This is a genomic window from Brevundimonas sp. UBA5936 (assembly GCA_002430835.1).
In the GTDB taxonomy this organism is placed as follows: Bacteria; Pseudomonadota; Alphaproteobacteria; order Caulobacterales; family Caulobacteraceae; genus Brevundimonas.
In genome coordinates, this window is record DJDA01000029.1 from 1 (window position 1) to 15,983 (window position 15,983).

General features: G+C 68.0%; 20 protein-coding genes. 1 reads left to right on the forward strand and 19 read right to left on the reverse strand.

Features of this window, described 5'->3' with window-relative positions:
- Positions 1-54: 54 nt before the first annotated feature.
- From gspI to B2Y21_RS02630, 4 genes are all read right to left on the reverse strand, one after another.
- Positions 55-450 (reverse strand): type II secretion system minor pseudopilin GspI, encoded by a 396-nt coding sequence (gene gspI, locus B2Y21_RS02615; protein ID WP_292056689.1) that lies wholly within the window; start codon positions 448-450, stop codon positions 55-57.
- Between the two features lie 115 nt (positions 451-565).
- Entirely contained in the window at positions 566-1,102 is a 537-nt protein-coding gene (locus tag B2Y21_RS02620; protein ID WP_292056655.1) for a GspH/FimT family pseudopilin, read from the reverse strand.
- On the reverse strand, positions 1,071-1,523 hold the full coding sequence (gspG, locus tag B2Y21_RS02625; protein ID WP_292056657.1) for a type II secretion system major pseudopilin GspG: 453 nt from the start codon (positions 1,521-1,523) through the stop codon (positions 1,071-1,073). Before gspG ends, B2Y21_RS02620 begins: the two co-directional genes overlap by 32 nt.
- A gap of 11 nt (positions 1,524-1,534) precedes the next feature.
- Positions 1,535-2,728 carry a type II secretion system F family protein gene (locus B2Y21_RS02630; RefSeq protein WP_292056658.1) on the reverse strand — a complete coding sequence of 398 codons (1,194 nt, stop codon included), beginning with the start codon at positions 2,726-2,728 and terminating at the stop codon, positions 1,535-1,537.
- Between the two features lie 104 nt (positions 2,729-2,832).
- Here B2Y21_RS02630 and B2Y21_RS02635 point away from each other — a divergent pair, with 104 nt between their 5' ends.
- A complete protein-coding gene (locus B2Y21_RS02635; protein WP_125899992.1) occupies positions 2,833-3,498 on the forward strand; it encodes a fused DSP-PTPase phosphatase/NAD kinase-like protein in 666 nt (221 codons plus the stop codon).
- Positions 3,499-3,501: 3 nt separating this feature from the next.
- On the opposite strand, the gene B2Y21_RS02640 is transcribed toward B2Y21_RS02635, so the two are convergent.
- The 15 genes from B2Y21_RS02640 to B2Y21_RS02710 all read right to left on the reverse strand — a co-directional run.
- Positions 3,502-3,693, reverse strand: coding sequence for a hypothetical protein (locus B2Y21_RS02640; protein WP_003165768.1), 192 nt, complete (start codon positions 3,691-3,693; stop codon positions 3,502-3,504).
- Positions 3,690-3,851 carry a hypothetical protein gene (locus B2Y21_RS02645; RefSeq protein ID WP_292056660.1) on the reverse strand — a complete coding sequence of 54 codons (162 nt, stop codon included), beginning with the start codon at positions 3,849-3,851 and terminating at the stop codon, positions 3,690-3,692. Before B2Y21_RS02645 ends, B2Y21_RS02640 begins: the two co-directional genes overlap by 4 nt.
- A 97-nt stretch (positions 3,852-3,948) precedes the next feature.
- Complete coding sequence (locus B2Y21_RS02650) at positions 3,949-4,200, reverse strand: DUF4170 domain-containing protein (RefSeq protein ID WP_003165766.1); 252 nt, start codon at positions 4,198-4,200, stop codon at positions 3,949-3,951.
- A gap of 13 nt (positions 4,201-4,213) precedes the next feature.
- Positions 4,214-5,008, reverse strand: a complete 795-nt coding sequence (locus tag B2Y21_RS02655; protein WP_292056662.1) for a 3'(2'),5'-bisphosphate nucleotidase CysQ — start codon at positions 5,006-5,008, stop codon at positions 4,214-4,216.
- Positions 5,005-6,351, reverse strand: coding sequence for a TldD/PmbA family protein (locus B2Y21_RS02660; RefSeq protein WP_292056664.1), 1,347 nt, complete (start codon positions 6,349-6,351; stop codon positions 5,005-5,007). Before B2Y21_RS02660 ends, B2Y21_RS02655 begins: the two co-directional genes overlap by 4 nt.
- 63 nt (positions 6,352-6,414) lie before the next feature.
- Entirely contained in the window at positions 6,415-6,816 is a 402-nt protein-coding gene (locus tag B2Y21_RS02665) for an MAPEG family protein (RefSeq protein WP_292056667.1), read from the reverse strand.
- Entirely contained in the window at positions 6,813-8,594 is a 1,782-nt protein-coding gene (locus tag B2Y21_RS02670; RefSeq protein WP_292056669.1) for a M14 family metallopeptidase, read from the reverse strand. Before B2Y21_RS02670 ends, B2Y21_RS02665 begins: the two co-directional genes overlap by 4 nt.
- A gap of 157 nt (positions 8,595-8,751) precedes the next feature.
- The gene (locus tag B2Y21_RS02675) at positions 8,752-9,681 is read right to left on the reverse strand and encodes a DUF3829 domain-containing protein (RefSeq protein ID WP_292056671.1); all 930 of its coding nucleotides are present in this window, start codon (positions 9,679-9,681) and stop codon (positions 8,752-8,754) included.
- A 128-nt stretch (positions 9,682-9,809) separates the two neighbouring features.
- Positions 9,810-11,342, reverse strand: a complete 1,533-nt coding sequence (locus B2Y21_RS02680; protein ID WP_292056674.1) for a UbiD family decarboxylase — start codon at positions 11,340-11,342, stop codon at positions 9,810-9,812.
- 10 nt (positions 11,343-11,352) lie between these two features.
- Positions 11,353-11,994 (reverse strand): Pr6Pr family membrane protein, encoded by a 642-nt coding sequence (locus B2Y21_RS02685; RefSeq protein ID WP_292056676.1) that lies wholly within the window; start codon positions 11,992-11,994, stop codon positions 11,353-11,355.
- Positions 11,994-12,242 (reverse strand): helix-turn-helix domain-containing protein, encoded by a 249-nt coding sequence (locus tag B2Y21_RS02690; protein WP_292056678.1) that lies wholly within the window; start codon positions 12,240-12,242, stop codon positions 11,994-11,996. The genes B2Y21_RS02685 and B2Y21_RS02690 overlap by 1 nt, the downstream gene beginning before the upstream one ends.
- A gap of 40 nt (positions 12,243-12,282) precedes the next feature.
- Positions 12,283-13,137 carry an aldo/keto reductase gene (locus tag B2Y21_RS02695; RefSeq protein ID WP_292056680.1) on the reverse strand — a complete coding sequence of 285 codons (855 nt, stop codon included), beginning with the start codon at positions 13,135-13,137 and terminating at the stop codon, positions 12,283-12,285.
- 46 nt (positions 13,138-13,183) lie between these two features.
- Positions 13,184-14,050 carry a serine aminopeptidase domain-containing protein gene (locus B2Y21_RS02700; protein WP_292056683.1) on the reverse strand — a complete coding sequence of 289 codons (867 nt, stop codon included), beginning with the start codon at positions 14,048-14,050 and terminating at the stop codon, positions 13,184-13,186.
- A 50-nt stretch (positions 14,051-14,100) separates the two neighbouring features.
- Positions 14,101-14,898 carry a hypothetical protein gene (locus tag B2Y21_RS02705; protein ID WP_292056685.1) on the reverse strand — a complete coding sequence of 266 codons (798 nt, stop codon included), beginning with the start codon at positions 14,896-14,898 and terminating at the stop codon, positions 14,101-14,103.
- 24 nt (positions 14,899-14,922) lie between these two features.
- The coding region (locus tag B2Y21_RS02710) for a gamma-glutamyltransferase family protein (RefSeq protein WP_292056687.1) at positions 14,923-15,983 on the reverse strand (1,061 nt) is incomplete at its 5' end.

Here is a 15,983-nt window from a genome sequence, read left to right on the forward strand (position 1 = left end):
CGCTATCGCTCGCCGCGCGGCGCCTCGCTGCTTGAACGGGTTGGCGCCGCATCATCATGCGCCCGCCGCCCGGAACAGCACGCGCTCGGCGGCCTGTTCCTCATCGGCGAAGACGCGCACGTCGATGCGGCCGACGCCGGGCATGTCGGTCGCGCTGACCACCCGCACCCAGCGCCATTCGCGCCCGCCCAGGGACGCCTGCCCCGAGGTGCTTCCACTGGGCAGGTCGCGCGCGATCATCGCCTCGGCGGCGATATTGTCTGCGACGACGCCGCCCAGCGTCCGCGTCTCGACGCGCGCCGCCGAGCGCGTGCTCTCGCCCGACAGGTTCAGCAGCGCCATCGCCGCCAGACCGAACACGGCCAGCGCCACAAGGCATTCGATCAGGGTGAAGCCCCCCCTTAAAGCCCTCCCCCTCGATGGGGGAGGGTTGGGTGGGGGTGCAGGCAGGGCGCGTAGAGTTGAGGTGCTGAGACGCCGCGCCGCCCGCGCCCTCTCTCGCAAGGTCGCGCCCGCACCCCAATCCCCGGCCCTTCCCCCCTCGAGGGGGAAGGGAGCAGACGCTCTATTCATGGATCGTCACCTCGCCTGCGCCGTCGATGGCGACGGTGACGGCCTGGCCCTCGCGCTCCAGCCGCACGCTGGCGGCGTCGCCGCCGCCGGTCGGATCGAACACGGCGCGCGCGGCTCCGGCGACGGCGGCGCCCTCGCCCCATGCCTTGGGCGCCAGAACGCCGGTCAAAGGCGTCCAGACGGCGCCGTCGAAACTCTCGAAACCATAGCCCGCCGCATCGGCGCGCAGGGCCACCGGGCGGTTGGTCATCACCGCCTCTTCGCGCGCCAGGGTCAGACGCGCGGCGAACCGCTCGGCCTCGACCGCCAGCGTCGGGCGCGGGTCCGGCATGGACAGCAGCACCGCCCCCGCCGCCACGCCGATGATGGCGATCACGACCATTAACTCGACAAGGGTAAACCCTTGTCGTGCGCTACCGCTCTCCGCGCGGCGGCTCGCTGCTTCAGCGCGTTTGGGCGTTCCCACGGCTACCGAACCGGCCGGGCGAGAGAGCGCTTCAGCCCTGCCAGTTGCCGATGTCGGCGTCATTCCCCTCGCCCCCTTCCTGACCGTCGGCGCCGAAGGACCAGATGTCGAACTGGCCGCCGTGAGCGCTGCGGCGACGGTACTGATAGGGATTGCCCCACGGGTCTTCCGGCAGGCGGCGAACATAGCCGCCTTGGCGATAGCGTTCCGGCCGCGCCAGATCGGCGGGCGGCGCCGTCAGCGCCTTCAGACCCTGCTGGTCCGTCGGGAAGGTCAGATTGTCGAGGCGATAGGTCTCCACCGCCTGCTCCAGCACCGAGATGTCGGCCCGCGCCTTGCCGACCATGGCCTTGTCCTGACTGGGCAGGACATTGATCGCCACCACCGTCGCCAACAGGCCGATGATGACGATGACGACCATCAGTTCGACAAGGGTGAAGCCCTGACGTTTCTGGCGCTTGTCCTGAATATCTTCGTTGCGCATGGAAGGTCTCCTCACCCCAGAGCCAGGGTGTTGATCTGAAGAATGGGAAGCAGGATCGACAGCACGATCACGGCGACGATCCCGCCCATGACCACGATGATCGCCGGCTCCAGCAGGCTGAGCATCACGGCGGTGAAGTTGGAGAATTCGCGCTCCAGATAGTCGGCCGCGCGCTCCAGCATGGGCTCCAGTCGACCGCTGCTTTCGCCGGATGCGGTCATGTAGACGAGGATGGGCGGGAACACCTCGGCGCGGCGCATGGCGGCCGACAGGCCTCCGCCCTCGCGCACGGCCTCGGCCATCTGTTCGGTGGCGCGGCGCAGGGCGCGGTTGGAGACGGTGCGGGCGGTGATGGTCAGCCCCTCCAGCACCGGCAGGCCCGCCGCGATCATGGTCGACAGGGTGCGGGCCATGCGCGCCCCGTGCAGGTCGCGCGTCAGCCGTCCGACCAGCGGCAGCCTGAGCACCCAGGCGTCCAGCTTCAGCCGCACCGCTTCGCGCCGCCGCGCGATCAGCCCCGCGGCGACGACGGCGGCGATGACCAGCGCCATCAGCCAGCCCCAGTCCCGCATCAGGTCCGACAGACCGATGACCAAGCGTGTCAGCAGCGGCAGGGTCTGGCCCATGCTGTCGAACTGATCGACCACCTTGGGCACGATGTAGGTCATCATGGCGACGATGACGCCCAGCAGCATCAGGGCGTTCTGGGTGTAGTTGACCACGCCCGAGGTGAAGGCCTCGCGCACCAGATTGGCGTCGAACAGGACGGAGGAGACGAACGTCCCCGAATGCTGGCTGCGCAGGCGCGACAGGTCGGCCCGGATCATGCCCGAGAACAGCTGCTTCTGGATGTCGCCGACGATGCCGTGGCCCAGCCGGTTCACCAGTGCCGCCTGGCCCGCCATGCTCAGCGAGCGGATCACCGCCACGACGATGATGAACAGGGGAATGGCGATCAGCACCTTGTCCGCCGGGATGGTGACGGTCTTCCAGATGGTCACCGGTCCTGCGTGCTGGCCGAACAGCAGGTCGATCGCAGGCTCCAGGAACTTGAGCAGCAGGGCCGTCAGACCGCCCGACACGCCCGCCAGCAGCATGGAGGTGAAGAAGGCCGGCTTGTGCCGCGACAGATACTCGCGCCAGATGCGGGCGAGCAGGGGCCGCAGCGGCTCGCGGGCGTCGTCATGAGGGGCGGGAACGGTCATCGGCCTTCGGTCGAACGGCTGAGGCGTCAAGTCAAGCGGCCGCGCGCGAGAGAGACGGCCTTGGGACGGGTGACGCCGGGTGCAAACGGCGCTATCTCGCCGTCATGGGGCGCTACGATCTGACTACGCCGTTCGGCCGTTTCAAGGCGCGCTGGTCCTATTTCTGGAAGGATCACGCCTTTCTGCGCACGGCGTTCACCAACGCCCACTGGCTGGGGCCGGACCTGGTGCGGACCAATCAGCCGTCGCCGCGCCAGCTGGCCTGGTGGAAGCGGCAGGGCGTCCGCACCGTCGTCAATCTGCGCGGTCAGAGGGACGAAGCCTATTACTGGCTGGAGAAGGACGCCTGCGAACGGCTGGGCCTGACCCTGATCGACGCGCCGCTGGATTCGCGCGATCCGCCGGGCAAGGACCGGGTGCGCCGGGCCAAGGCCCTGTTCCAGACGATGGAGTATCCGGCCCTGATCCACTGCAAGTCGGGCGCGGACCGGGCGGGCATGATGGCGGTCTTCTATCGCCACTTCCACCTGGGCGAACCGATCTCGGCGGCGATGGAGGAGCTGGGCAAGCGCACCCTGCACAGCCGCGAGGGGCTGACCGGCGTGCTGGATTATACGCTGGAGAAATATGTCGCCGAGGTCGAACCCACGGGCGTCAGCTTCGAGGACTGGGTCGAGAGCGACGCCTACGATCCCAAGGCGATCCGCGCCGAGTTCAAGGCCGGATGGTGGGGCAAGCTGGTCGTCGACCGCCTGTTGAAGCGCGAATAGGGGTCAACCCCAGGGGCCGCGTCCGGCGGCGGGCGGCGGGGCGTTGCGCGCCGCCTGTTCCTTCTTCCACCGCTTGATCTGACGCACGTGGTCACGCTGGCGGGCCAGGACGATCAACCACAGGGCCAGGACGGCGATCAGGGAGACGACGCCGAAAATCTGCTGGCCGTCCAGCGTCTGGCCGAAAAGGGTCAAGGTCTGCGTTCCCGATCAGCGGGGGTGATGGGGTCGTTCCAGGCGGTGTCCTGATCCTCGCCGGGGCGGGCGACGTGCGGCGGCCCCTTGCGCACGACCCAGACGATCGCCGCCACGGCGACAATCACCAGAAGCAGGACGATGAGGGTCGGCAGCATGGGAAATCCTGTTCATGACAAAGGCGGCTGATGAGAAAGCGCATCAGCCGCCCCTGCGGTTCCTGAACAGCGGCGTAACTGCGCCGTGAACGGTGGATCAGGCGTCGGTGCGCGGGTCGATCAGCTTGTGCGCGTGCAGGATGAAGTAGCGCATGTGGGCGTTGTCGACGGTCGCCTGGGCGCGGGCCTTCCAGGCCTTCTTGGCTTCTTCGTAGTTGCCGAAGGCGCCGACGAACTCGACCTGCGACAGGTCGCGGAAGACGGGCTCGGCCGGATGGCGCATTTCGCCGCCGATGACGAGGTGAAGCAGTTGGGGGTCGTGAGAGTCGGCCATGGAGAGGGGGTCCATTGCGGGAGGAATGTCAGATGGCCAGCGGGATAGGCGCTGTGCGCCTCACGATCAACGGGTGAAGGGCTGGCGCGGCGCATATCAGGCTGGTTTGACGCGGATCGGGGCGATTAAAGCGCCACGGACGGCCCATGTGGTCGCTGACCTTGGCTCCGGCTTCTTCAGCGATCAGGGCGCCGGCGCAGACGTCCCAGTCCCATTTGGGGCTGATGGCGATGGCCGCATCGAACGCCCCCGCCGCCACCAGCGCCATGCGATAGGCCAGGGCGTTGCGCTTTGAGAAACGCATCGGCGGCCACGGCTCGTCCCATTCGCGCGCCTCCATCAGCCGGGCGTCGGCCAGAAGCTCGGCGTCTTCCAGATCGTCGGTGTCGGAGGCGCTGATAGGGCGGCCCTGAAGACGGGCGCCGCCGCCAAGCGTGGCCTCGAACACCTCGTCCATCATCGGGGCGTGGATGACGGCGGCGACGGGGCGGCCGTCCTCGACCACGGCGATGGGCACGCACCACCACGGCTTGTTCTTCATGAAGGCGACGGTGCCGTCGATCGGGTCGACGACGAAGATGCGCTTCTTCGACAGCCGCTCCGTGCTGTCGGCCGTCTCTTCGGACAGCCAGCCGTAGTCGGGGCGGGCCGTCAGCAGCGTGTCGCGCAGCAGTTGATCCACCGCCAGATCGGCGCTGGTGACGGGCGAGCCGCCGTCCTTGGACCAGACCTTCAGCCCGGCCTCGCGGTGTTCGAGCGCCAGCCGACCGGCGGCCAGCGCCGCGTCGCGGATCAGGTCAAGGTCGGCGCTGTAGTCGCTCATTTGCCCGCGATCGCCACCTTGTCGAACAGCAGTGAGGGGCTGTTGAACGATCCCCGGAACTCCAGATCCCCGGCGCGCTGCAGGCGGGCGTAGAGGTCGATCAGATTGCCCGCCACGGTGACTTCGCTGACCGGATAGGCGCGCTGGCCGTTCTCGAACCAGAAGCCCGACACGCCCGCCGACCAGTCGCCGGTGTTGCCGTTCAGCGAGGGGCCGAACATGGAGGTGATCAAAAGGCCTGTCCCGGCCTGCGCCATCAGGGCGTCCAGATCGCCTTCGCCCGGCGCCAGGTGCAGGTTGTGGGTCGAGACGCCCGACGGTCCCGCCAGCCCGCGCGAGGCGTGGCCGGTGGTCTGCAGGCCCAGCTGGGCCGCCGAGGCCGTGTTCAGCAGCCAGGTGGTCAGGACGCCGTCCTTGACGATCTCGCGCCGCTCGACCGCCACGCCTTCATCGTCGAAGGGGGTGGAGCCGAAGCCGCGCGGGCGGAACGGGTCGTCGATCAGGTCGACGCCGGCCGGCAGGACGCTCTGGTTCAGCTTGTCCTTCAGGAAGGAGCTGCCGCGCGCGATCGACGGGCCGGAGATGGCGCCCAGCAGCGGCGACAGCACCTGGGTCGCCACGCGGTTCTCGAAGATGACGGGGGCGGTGGTCGAGGCGATCTTGCGCGGGCCGACGCGGGCGACGGCGCGCTCGCCCGCCTTCAGGCCGATGGAGGCGGCGTCCGGCAGGTCGGACAGGTGGCGCACGGCGCGGCTTTCGCCGCCGCGCTCCATGGCGCCGTCCTTCTCGGCGATGACGCCGACGCCCAGAGAGAAGGCGCTGCCGCGATGGCGGCCGTCGAAGCCGTGGGAGGTGACGAGGCGCCACTCGCTGGCCGACCAGGAGGCGTGGCCGCCCTCGGATTTGGACACGCCCGATACGGCGAGGGCGGCGGCCTCGGCCTCGGCGGCGGCGGCTTCCAGCGCCTCGGCCGAGCGTTCGGCGGGGTCATAGAGGTCGAGGTCCGCGTGCGGCGCGGCGGCCAGCCGGTCCTGCGGCGCGAGGGCGGCGTAGGGGTCTTCCGGCGCCAGCTTGGCCATCGCCACGGCGCGCTCGACCAGACGGGCGCGGGTGGCGTTGGACAGGTCGGAGGCGGACACCGTCGCTTGACGCCGCCCGATGAAGACGCGCAGGCCCAGATCGCGGGCTTCTTCACGCTCCACATCCTCCAGCGCGCCGTTTCGTACGCCGACGGACAGGGAGGCGCGATGGGCGGACACGGCCTCGGCCGCATCGGCGCCGGCCTTCAGCGCGGCGGAGATCAGATCGTTCAGGATGTCGGGGGAGGGCGTCTTATCGGACATGCCCCGATATGGCGGAGGGAAGGGCTGGCTGCAACAGCATACCCTCTCCCGGCGGGAGAGGGATTACAAAATCGACCACGCGATCAGGCTCAGCGCCGCGACCAGCAGGGACAGCCAGGTCAGGATCATGCCGACCGAACGGCCCAGAGACGGGCCTTCCTGGAACAGCAGGCCCAGGGCGTGGATCACCCGTCCGGCGAACAGCATCCCGCCGACCGCATGGATCAGCAGGGCCGGTGCGCCGAGGAAGGCCAGCAGGATCAGGCCGCACATTCCGGCCGGGATGTACTCGGCCGCGTTGGAGAAGGCGCGGGTGGCGCAGACCAGCTCGCGCACCCCGCCGTCGCCAAACTCGACCAGATGCTGACGGCGCCGCCGCACCACCACGCCCGACAGGACGAACAGCAGCAGGATCAGCAGCCCGCCCCACAGGGCGGCGGCCTGAATGGTCGGGATCAGGCTCAATTTTCACGCCCCACGGGATAGAGGCGATAGCGCTGATCGTAGAAGGGCGTGCGCTCATAGAACCAGGCGAGACGCGCATCGCCGTCGGCGGCGAAGGCGGGATCGGCCGCCAGCTTGGCCTCGAACGCGGCCTTCAGCGCCGGATCGGCGGCCAGCATTTTTTCGGCCAGCGGGGCGATGGCGTAGGCCTCGATGTATTCGACGCGGTTCAGCACTTCGGGGAACATTCCCCAGGCGAAGAAGCTCTCGTTCGACTGCGGCTCCAGCAGCAGGATGGCGACGTCGCCCATCGGCTGATCGGTCGGCACGCGGACGGAGCCGATGGGGAAGGTCCAGTCGTGGGCCTCAGGTCTAACTTCGCTGACCGAGATCGGCACATGGCCTTCATTGGTGCGGGCCGACACCTTGGGATCGACCAGACGCAGCATGTCGACGGCGACGGTGCGCGGCGTGTCCAGCGTCTCCATCCGCACGCCGTGGACGCGCAGGCGCTCGATCACGTCCTGACGATAGGACGGCACCCAATAGGCGCTCGGCCGCTTCAGCGTCAGCGTGGGGTGCGAGCCGTAGAAGGGCATGGGCCACAGTTCGGCGTCCGGCTGGCCCAGCCAGCGGATTTCGGAGCGGCCCGAGGCGACGCTGTCGAAGGTCTCATAGCGGATGCCCTTGAAGGGGCGGGTGCGCGTGGGCGCCTCGTCGCTGTCGAAATTGGCGGGCAGTTCGGCGGGACGCAGGGCGCGGTCGGCGGCGATGGCGGCGCGCAGGTCGCCGGACTTTTCGGCCAGCAACTTCAGGGCTTCCTCGAGGAAGACGTAGGTGCCCAGCACCCGCTGTTCGTGCGGCTTCAGGCTGTGGTTCTCGATCAGGATTGTCGGGACGTGGGCCGCCGAACCCCAGCCGTTGGAGAAGCGCTCGCCCAGTCCGCCGTCGTTCAGGCCCTTCTTCGGATCGCGGTCGTCGATGGCGAAGACCAGCTCGCCGGGAATGTGGCCTTGCGCCTCCAGCGCCTCATACATGGCGGGCTTGAAGGCGGCGTCCAGCCATGAGGCGATGGCCGGGCTGCGGCTCCAGACGCCGTCCTCGCCATTGTAGCCGAAAGTGACGTCGTATTGATAATCGATGCCGTCGGTGACGTGGATGTCGACGTAGAGGTCCGGCTGATACTTGTGGATCAGGCCCATGACGGCCTGCATCTCGGCCTGATCCAGCTTCATGAAGTCGCGGTTCAGGTTCTGGTTGGTCGCCGTGTGGCGCCAGCCCTGGATGCGCGGCCCGCGCTGGTTGGGACGCGAATAGGCGCCCGCGCGCTCGTGCCCGTCGACGCTGAGGATCGGGATCAGGATCAGGTTGGCGCGGTCCAGCAGGCCGTCCTTGCCGTAGAAGGCGATGTCGCGCAGCAGCATCATGCCCGCGTCCTTGCCGTCGATCTCGCCCGGATGGATGCCGGCCTGGGCCAGCAGAACGGGCTTGGACGGATCGAACGTCGCGCCGTCTTTCGAGGCGATCACGGCGTAGATCGGGCGGCCTTCCGGCGAGGTTCCGAACTGCTCGATGCGGATCAGGTCGCTGGCGGCGTCCAGTTTGTCGAACCAGGCGCGGGTGTCGGCGTAGTTGGGCGAGAAGTCATGCGCCGCATCGGCCTCGAACCCCGTGACCCAGGGATCGGCGGCGCCTCGCAGCAGGGCGCGGCTGGGACCGTCCCAGGCGGGAGCGGGCGGCAGGAAGGCCTGGTCCCACGGGGCTTCGTTGGGAACGGAAGCGGACGGGGTCTGGGACATGGCGGGGCTCGCGAGACAAACTAGGGCGGCGACGGCCGCTGTGACGAAACGGTCTAGGCGCATAGGCCCTTCGTGATCCGATCACAGCCGTCTGGCAACCCCGGCGCAGTTCGCGAGAAGCGCGTCCGGCCGTGCGTGACGGCCGGACGCAGGGTCGTTACGCGGGCAGTTCCACGCGGTTCATGTTGCCGATGGCGCTGTTGTAGCGATCCACGACGGACTCGCGGTAGCTGTCCGAGTTGGACTGCTTGAAGTCGCGATAGGCGCCGACCATGCCGCTGAGGTTGTCGGCGATGCTGGACAGGTAGGACTTGTTGCTGTTGTCCGCCGGCATCTTGGCCTGTTCCTCGCGCAGCTTGGCGATGGCCGCTTCCATCGCCGGCAGCTGGGCGTCCGCTTCGGCCTTGTTGTCCTCCATCACCGCATTGGTGAACAGGTCCGCCTTCTGCATGGCGTCCAGCAGACTGGCCTCGGCGGCGTGGCCACCCTTGCGCATGGCCTCCATCTTGGCGGCGTTGCTGGCGCGCTGGTATTCGGTCAGGGCGACGTCCAGTTGTTCGATGCCGGCGACGCTGCCCTGATAGGCCTGGGTCTGGGCGGCGTGGGCCGCCTTGGCCTTGGCCAGGCCGTCGTCGCGATAGGCGCGGGATTCGAAATAGGGGTCGAGCGCCTGCCACTGGGCCAGCAGGGCCTCCAGTTGCGGGATCAGCTTGTCGGCCGCCTCATCGGCCTTCTTGCCCTGATTGCCGCCGTTCAGCGCCCGGCCTTCCTTCAGCTTCGCGATCGCGCGCTCCAGGTGGGAGATGTTTTCGGGGAAGTAGAGATTCGCCGTGGCCGAGGCGTTCGGGATGTCCAGCTTCTGATAATCGCCGAAGTATTTCGACACGCCCCAGTGGTCGTCGATCAGCGCGTTGAAGGCGTCGATGTAGAGGCTCATCTTCTCCTGGGTGGCCTCATTGCCCGCCGCCTGGGCGACCGACTTGGGCGCCGGATTCTCGGCGTTGCCCTTGCTGTCGCCGCACGCCGAAAGGCTGAGTGCAGCGGCGAGTGCGAGCGTGGCGACGCCGGCGCTGGTGCGTGAAATCATATGGATTCCCCTAAGCCGATCAGCGCGCCCCAAGCGTCGCCGTTCCTTCGGCCGGGAAACTGAACGCCGATCAGCCATTTGGGTTCTCTCGTGAGACGAGTTTTTGCAAACTGCTCACAGGAACCGCGTCAGGCCTTCCAGATCGGCGCCCCGTCGCCGGGCAGGCCCAGCGAGGCCCACTTCTCGGAGACGCGGTCGATCACGTCCTGCTCCATGCGGATTTCCTCGCCCCATTCGCGCTTGGTCTCGGGCTCCCACTTGTTGGTGGCGTCCAGACCGATCTTGGAGCCCAGCCCGCTCTCAGGCGAAGCGAAGTCCAGATAGTCGATGGGGGTGTTCTCGATGACGGTGATGTCGCGCGCCGGGTCCATCTTGGTCGAGACGGCCCACATGACGTCCTTCCAGTCGCGGACGTTGATGTCGTCGTCCACGACGATGATCCACTTGGTGTACATGAACTGGCGCAGATAGCTCCAGCAGCCCATCATCACTCGCTTGGCGTGGCCGGGATAGGCCTTCTTCATCGACACCACAGCGATGCGATAGCTGCACCCCTCGGGCGGCAGCCAGAAGTCGGTGATTTCCGGGAACTGCTGGCGGATCAGGGGGATGAAGACCTCGTTCAGGGCCTCGCCCAGCACGGACGGTTCATCCGGCGGACGGCCGGTGAAGGTGGTCAGATAGATGGGGTCCTTGCGCATGGTGATGGCCGTCACCTGGAAGACCGGGAACTTCTCGACCGAGTTGTAGTAGCCGGTGTGGTCGCCGTAGGGGCCTTCGTCCTCGAACTCGTCGAGCAGGACGTGGCCTTCCAGCACGATCTCGGCCTGGGCCGGGACCATCAGCGGCACGGTCTTGCAGGGGACCAGCTCGGCCTTGGAGCCGCGCATCAGACCGGCGAACTGATACTCCGACAGGGTCTCCGGCACCGGGGTCACGGCGGCCAGGATCGTCCCCGGATCGGCGCCGAGGACGACGGCGCAGGGCAGGGGCTCGCGCTTGCCCGCCTTCTTGTGCCGGGCGTAGTGCTGGGCGCCGCCGCGGTGGGCCAGCCAACGCATGATGGCCTTGTCCTTGCCCAGCACCTGCATCCGATAGATGCCCAGGTTGAAGTCGTCTTCGCGGTCGTCGGACGGTCCCTTGGTCACGACCAGACCCCAGGTGATCAGGGGCGCAGGCTCGCCCGGCCAGCAGCCCTGAATGGGGAGCGAGGTCAGGTCGATCTGATCGCCCTTCAGCACCACCTCCTGCACCGGGGCCTTCTTCACTGTCTTGGGCCGCATGGACATGACGGTCTGGGCCAGCGGCAGCATCTCCATCGCGTCGCTTAAGCCCCGCGGCGGTGTCGGATTGCGCAGGAAGGCCAGCAGTTCGCCGACCTCGCGCAGCTCTCCCGCCGTGGTGCGCGGCTTGCCCTCCAGCGTCACGCCCATGGCGACGCGCTTCACCGTGCCGAACAGATTGGCCAGGCAGGGAATGGGGCTGATCGTGCCGTCGGGCATGACGGGCTTTTCAAACAGGACCGCCGGGCCGCCGTTGCGCAGCAGCCGGGTCTGGATCTCGGTCATCTCCAGATGGGTGGAGACGGGCTCCGACACGCGGACCAGTTCGCCGTCGGCTTCGAGGGTCGCAAGAAAATCGCGCAGGGACTTGTAGGCCATGCGCTGACGCTTAGGCGGACGCGAGCCGTCTGTCACGCCGTCCGAACGCGCGATCGATCGCCACGACGACCAGCCCCAGCAGCAGGAAGAAGACCAGCAGCCCCGCGAAGTTCGCCGCCGCCCGCGCCAGGCCCAGTTCGCTGACATTGACGAACCAATAGGGCCACCAGCCCGTCATCGCCCCGTGCGCCAGGGTCCAACCGCCGTAGAGCAGCGGAAAGGCCAGCCATTTGACCGCGTCGATCCAGCGCAACCGCCCCTTGGCCGTGAACAGCAGCCAGTCGCCGACGAAGGCCAGCGGCATGACGGTGTGCAGCAGCGTATCCGCGACCTTCTGCCAGCCCTGAGGGTTCCAGGTCTGGGCCAGCAGCAGATGATAAACGACGCCGACCACGACGATGTACATGGCGACGGCGGCCCGCACGCCCTCGCTGCGGCTCCACCGGCCCAAGGCGCCGTCGGGCGCCAGCGCCGGTCCCGTCAGGGCCAGCGCCGCCAATAGATTGGTCAGGATGGTGAAGAAGCTGAAGAAGTTCAGCGTCAGCTCGCCTGGGCCGGAGCCGGGATTGTTCCGCAGCAGCAGGCCGTATTGCAGGGCCAGGGCGCCCCAGCCGACCACGGCGAACAGTCCGCGATAGAGCCTCGCCGTCATCAATAGGCCGGGGCGTCGGACACCAGCGCCCACACCGGCAGGCGCAGGGCGCGGGTGGCGGCGTCCAACTGGGCGGCGTCCAGGTGCTCGCGTCCCGCCTCGACCCGGCGCAGGGCCTCGGGCGTCAGGTCGATTGCGGCGGCCAGGTCATTGAAGGCCACGCCGCGCTGGTCGCGCCAGCGGCGGATGCGGGCGCCGACGACGGCGTCCATCGGATCAATCCCCGGAAAGCCCAGAACCGAACCCATGGCGTCCTCCTCGGCGCATGCGCCCTAGAACCGTGTCGGATCAGGCATCCTGATCCCATTGGAAGGCCTCGTCCAGCCAGTCGCCGATGCGGCCGTCGGGGCGGGCCAGGGCGCTGATCCGCGCCATTTCGTCGGTCGACAGCTCAAAGTCGAAGATGCCGAAGTTTTCGGCCGCGCGGCTTTCCTTGGCGGTGCGCGGAATGGCGATGACGCCCTGCTGGATGATCCAGCGCAGGGCGATCTGGCCGCTGGTCTTGCCGTGCGCCTTGGCGATCTCGCCGATCACGGCGTCGTCGGCGATCCTGCCCTGCGCCAGCGGCGACCAGGCGGTGATGGACGATCCCAGTTCGCGGGCGGTGTCGATCAGCGTCTTCTGCGACAGATAGGGGTGGTATTCGACCTGATTGGTGATCAGCGGCGCGCTCGACAGCGCCGCCGCCTCGCGGAACAGGCTTGAGGGGAAGTTGGACAGGCCGATGTTCCTGGTGAAGCCCTTTTCCAGCGCTGCGTTCAGGGCCCCGATGGTCTCCTCCAGCGCGGGTTTCGGCTTGGGCCAGTGCAGCAGCAGCAGGTCGGGCGTCAGGCCGAGGCTGATCGCCGATTCCTCGGCCTGACGCAGCAGGGCGTCGTGCGCGAAGTGATCGACCCAGATCTTGGTGGTGACGAAGATGTCGTCGCGCGTGACGATCCCCTCGGCCACGGCGTCGGCGATGCCGTCGCCGACCGCCTTCTCGTTCTTGTAGATCCAGGCGGTGTCGATGTGGCGATAGCCGATGCGCAGGGCCTCGCGCACCATGCGGCGGGCGTCGTCGGCCTCCAGCTGCCAGGTGCCGAAACCGAGCAGGGGAATCTCCACGCCCGAGGCGGTCACGGTCGGCTGATCGGAATAGGGCATGGGGGAGGCTCCGGTGGGACGATGAGCCTGGGATATAGGCGCCCGCTCAGGCGTCGCCATTGTCCAGCCAGTGGAAAATCCGATCCCACAACGGCTCCATCCCCTTGCGGAAGGCGCCTTCGTGGCCGATGCGCCGCGCCCCAAAGTCGTCGGGCGCATGGACGCTCATGTTCGAGCGGGCGTTGGGGTAGACGCTCAACAGATCGCGCGCCGTGCTGGGCGTGGCGATGGGATCGTCGGTGAAGATCCATGACCGGATCGGCGCGGTCACGGCCTCATAATGATGCGGCCGCAGGCTGCTCTCCAGCTCCCTGGAGAAATACGCGCGCTTCATGCACCAGCGCCGCCAGGTGGTGAATACGCCGCGCGGCAGGTCGGTCCCGGCCCACAGGCCGCCGCCCTTGATATAGCCGTGGCGCATCAGGCTGAACGGCCCGAAGCCCAGCCAGAAGAACAGCTCCATCGGATTGTAGCTGCGGTGGTGCCCGCCCCACCAGCCGGTTCCGACTGAGACGAAGGCGTGCCGCTCGATCCGGTCGTGATTGGGCATGAAGCCGAGGAAATGGCCGCCGACGCTGTGGCCGACATGGACGACGCGCAGGCCCGGCGCCGCCTCGATCAGGGCGTCCAGGGCGGCGGGCATGTCCAGCCGTCCCCAGTCGGGATAGTCGATGGTCGAGCCCTTCAGATCATCCGGCCGTGACCCGGCGATGCCCCGGAAGTCATAGGTCAGCACCGCCGCGCCCCGGCCCGCCAGATAGCGGGCGAACCGCTCGTAAAAACCCTTGGGAAAGCCCGTGCCGGACGAAACCAGCACGGCGATCCGAGGCTGGGCGGCCGACACCAGCCGCATCGACAGCGGATAGCCGTCGGCGGCCGGGGCGGTGAAGTCGCGAGTCACGAGATCGGTCATAGGTCCGTCCTGTTTGAAAACGAACCTTAGCTGGTTGACGCGGCGTCAGGTCAAGGCTTTGCGGGGGCGGACGCCGTGGTCGGGCCCAGCGCCAGCAGGCCGTCGAATTTGCCGCCCTGTTGCGGCGTCAGGATTACACCGCGCGTTCTGGCGGCGTCGACATTGGGGATCGGTGCGCCGCCGCAGTCGTCACGACACATCCACGCCTCGCCGCCTTGCTGGGCGACGCTGAGAGACAAGATTTCTTCCGGGCGGATATGGGCGGCGGCGGGCAGGCCCAGCGGCGAGCCCACGCGACGAAGCTTCTCGGCATGGACCCGCCCGACCAGCGCCAGCACGCGGGAGTGAGGCTGGGCCATGGCCTGACGGCTCCATAGAACCGCCCGATCCATTTCCGCATAGGATTGGCGGAAGCCTTCGACACGCGGGCTGTTCGGGACCGAGGCGACCACGGTCATGTCGGCGGCCTCCCGCAGCATGGCGCGCAACCGCAGCAAGAGGTCCAGCATGGCCTCGCTGCCGCGTCCGTCATGATGGACGAAGGGGCCGTGCGGGTAGGCGGCGAGCGCCGCACGGGCTTCGGCTTCGGTGTCGGCCTCCATGAAGGCGTCCAGCGTCGGTTGAAACTCGACCGGATACTCCAGCGAGACGACGACCGGCCCCTGTTCCAGCGCCGCGCACACCAGATCGGCGAAGGCCGCGGGAGTCTCGACCGTGCCGTGCGTCTCGCCGACGAAGATATAGCGGACGTCATCGCGCCACAGGGCCTCGGACCCGGCGACGGGACGACATCCGTCGGACCAGTCCAGAGCCGACAGCAGACCGGCGGCGATGAGGGCGGCGATCATGGGCGTCTCCTGACTGGGCCCCGATTAATAGGCCAGGGCGTTGCCGTCCTTGCGCATTTCGGTGGCCGCGCCGTAGGTCCAGCGGCCCTGTTCGTTGATCTGCTTCATCACGTTCTGATAGCCGCCGAAGCCGCCGTCGGGCGGGCCGAGATCCCAGCCCATGGCCGTCAGCTGTTGTTTGGTCGCTTCGGGCACGCCGGATTCGAGGTGCAGCTTGCCCACGCCCTCGGCCGGTTGGCCGGTCGGTTCGGATGAGCCGTAGTGCTGCCAGCGCGGGCTGTCGCCGGCTTCCTGCGGGTCGAGGCCGTAGTCGACCATGTTGATGATGATCTGGGCCTGTCCCTGCGGCTGCATCCCGCCGCCCATGACGCCATAGGCCAGCCACGGCTCTCCGTCCTTGCAGGCGAAGCCGGGGATGATGGTGTGGAAGGGGCGCTTGCCCGGCGCATAGACGTTGGGGTGGCCGTCGGTCAGGGCGAACAGCTCGCCGCGGTTCTGGAACATGAAGCCCAGGGTGCCGCCGTCCGGGCCGTCGGCGACCAGACCGCCGCCCATGCCGCGATAGTTGGACTGGATCCAGCTGACCATCATGCCGTCGCTGTCGGCCACGCTGAAGTAGGTGGTGTCGCCCTGCGTCGGCGCATCGCCGGGGAAGACGCGGTCCATGACGCGGCTCGGGTTGATCAGCTTGGCCCGTTCGGCGGCGTATGCCTTGGAGTTCAGCCAGGCGGTCGGGGCCTTGGCGAAGCGTTCGTCGGCGAAGTAGCGGGCGCGGTCCTCGAACGCCAGACGCTTGGCCTCGGCCTGGACGTGGATGGAGGCGGCGGACTGGAAGCCCATGGCCTTCAGGTCGAACTGTTCGCAGATGTTCAGGATCTGGTTGGTTGACAGCCCCTGGGTGTTCGGGCCCAGGGAATAGACCTCGACCCCGCGATAGGTGGTCATCAGCGGCTCGACCCACTCGGTGCGGTGGGCGGCCAGGTCGGCGCGGGTCATCCAGCCGCCGATGCGCTTGAAATAGCGCTCGATGTGGTCGGCGATCACACCGTCATAGAAGGCGTCGCGGCCGCCCTCGGCGATCAGGC

Bases quoted from the DNA above. Each gene is read 5' to 3' on its own strand.
- B2Y21_RS02620 (WP_292056655.1), bottom strand. From the start codon at position 1,102: ATGACGCCGACATCGGCAACTGGCAGGGCTGAAGCGCTCTCTCGCCCG.
- gspG (WP_292056657.1), bottom strand. From the start codon at position 1,523: ATGCGCAACGAAGATATTCAGGACAAGCGCCAGAAACGTCAGGGCTTC.
- B2Y21_RS02630 (WP_292056658.1), bottom strand. From the start codon at position 2,728: ATGACCGTTCCCGCCCCTCATGACGACGCCCGCGAGCCGCTGCGGCCC.
- B2Y21_RS02635 (WP_125899992.1), top strand. From the start codon at position 2,833: ATGGGGCGCTACGATCTGACTACGCCGTTCGGCCGTTTCAAGGCGCGC.
- B2Y21_RS02645 (WP_292056660.1), bottom strand. From the start codon at position 3,851: ATGCTGCCGACCCTCATCGTCCTGCTTCTGGTGATTGTCGCCGTGGCG.
- B2Y21_RS02650 (WP_003165766.1), bottom strand. From the start codon at position 4,200: ATGGACCCCCTCTCCATGGCCGACTCTCACGACCCCCAACTGCTTCAC.
- B2Y21_RS02655 (WP_292056662.1), bottom strand. From the start codon at position 5,008: ATGAGCGACTACAGCGCCGACCTTGACCTGATCCGCGACGCGGCGCTG.
- B2Y21_RS02660 (WP_292056664.1), bottom strand. From the start codon at position 6,351: ATGTCCGATAAGACGCCCTCCCCCGACATCCTGAACGATCTGATCTCC.
- B2Y21_RS02670 (WP_292056669.1), bottom strand. From the start codon at position 8,594: ATGTCCCAGACCCCGTCCGCTTCCGTTCCCAACGAAGCCCCGTGGGAC.
- B2Y21_RS02675 (WP_292056671.1), bottom strand. From the start codon at position 9,681: ATGATTTCACGCACCAGCGCCGGCGTCGCCACGCTCGCACTCGCCGCT.
- B2Y21_RS02680 (WP_292056674.1), bottom strand. From the start codon at position 11,342: ATGGCCTACAAGTCCCTGCGCGATTTTCTTGCGACCCTCGAAGCCGAC.
- B2Y21_RS02685 (WP_292056676.1), bottom strand. From the start codon at position 11,994: ATGACGGCGAGGCTCTATCGCGGACTGTTCGCCGTGGTCGGCTGGGGC.
- B2Y21_RS02690 (WP_292056678.1), bottom strand. From the start codon at position 12,242: ATGGGTTCGGTTCTGGGCTTTCCGGGGATTGATCCGATGGACGCCGTC.
- B2Y21_RS02695 (WP_292056680.1), bottom strand. From the start codon at position 13,137: ATGCCCTATTCCGATCAGCCGACCGTGACCGCCTCGGGCGTGGAGATT.
- B2Y21_RS02700 (WP_292056683.1), bottom strand. From the start codon at position 14,050: ATGACCGATCTCGTGACTCGCGACTTCACCGCCCCGGCCGCCGACGGC.
- B2Y21_RS02705 (WP_292056685.1), bottom strand. From the start codon at position 14,898: ATGATCGCCGCCCTCATCGCCGCCGGTCTGCTGTCGGCTCTGGACTGG.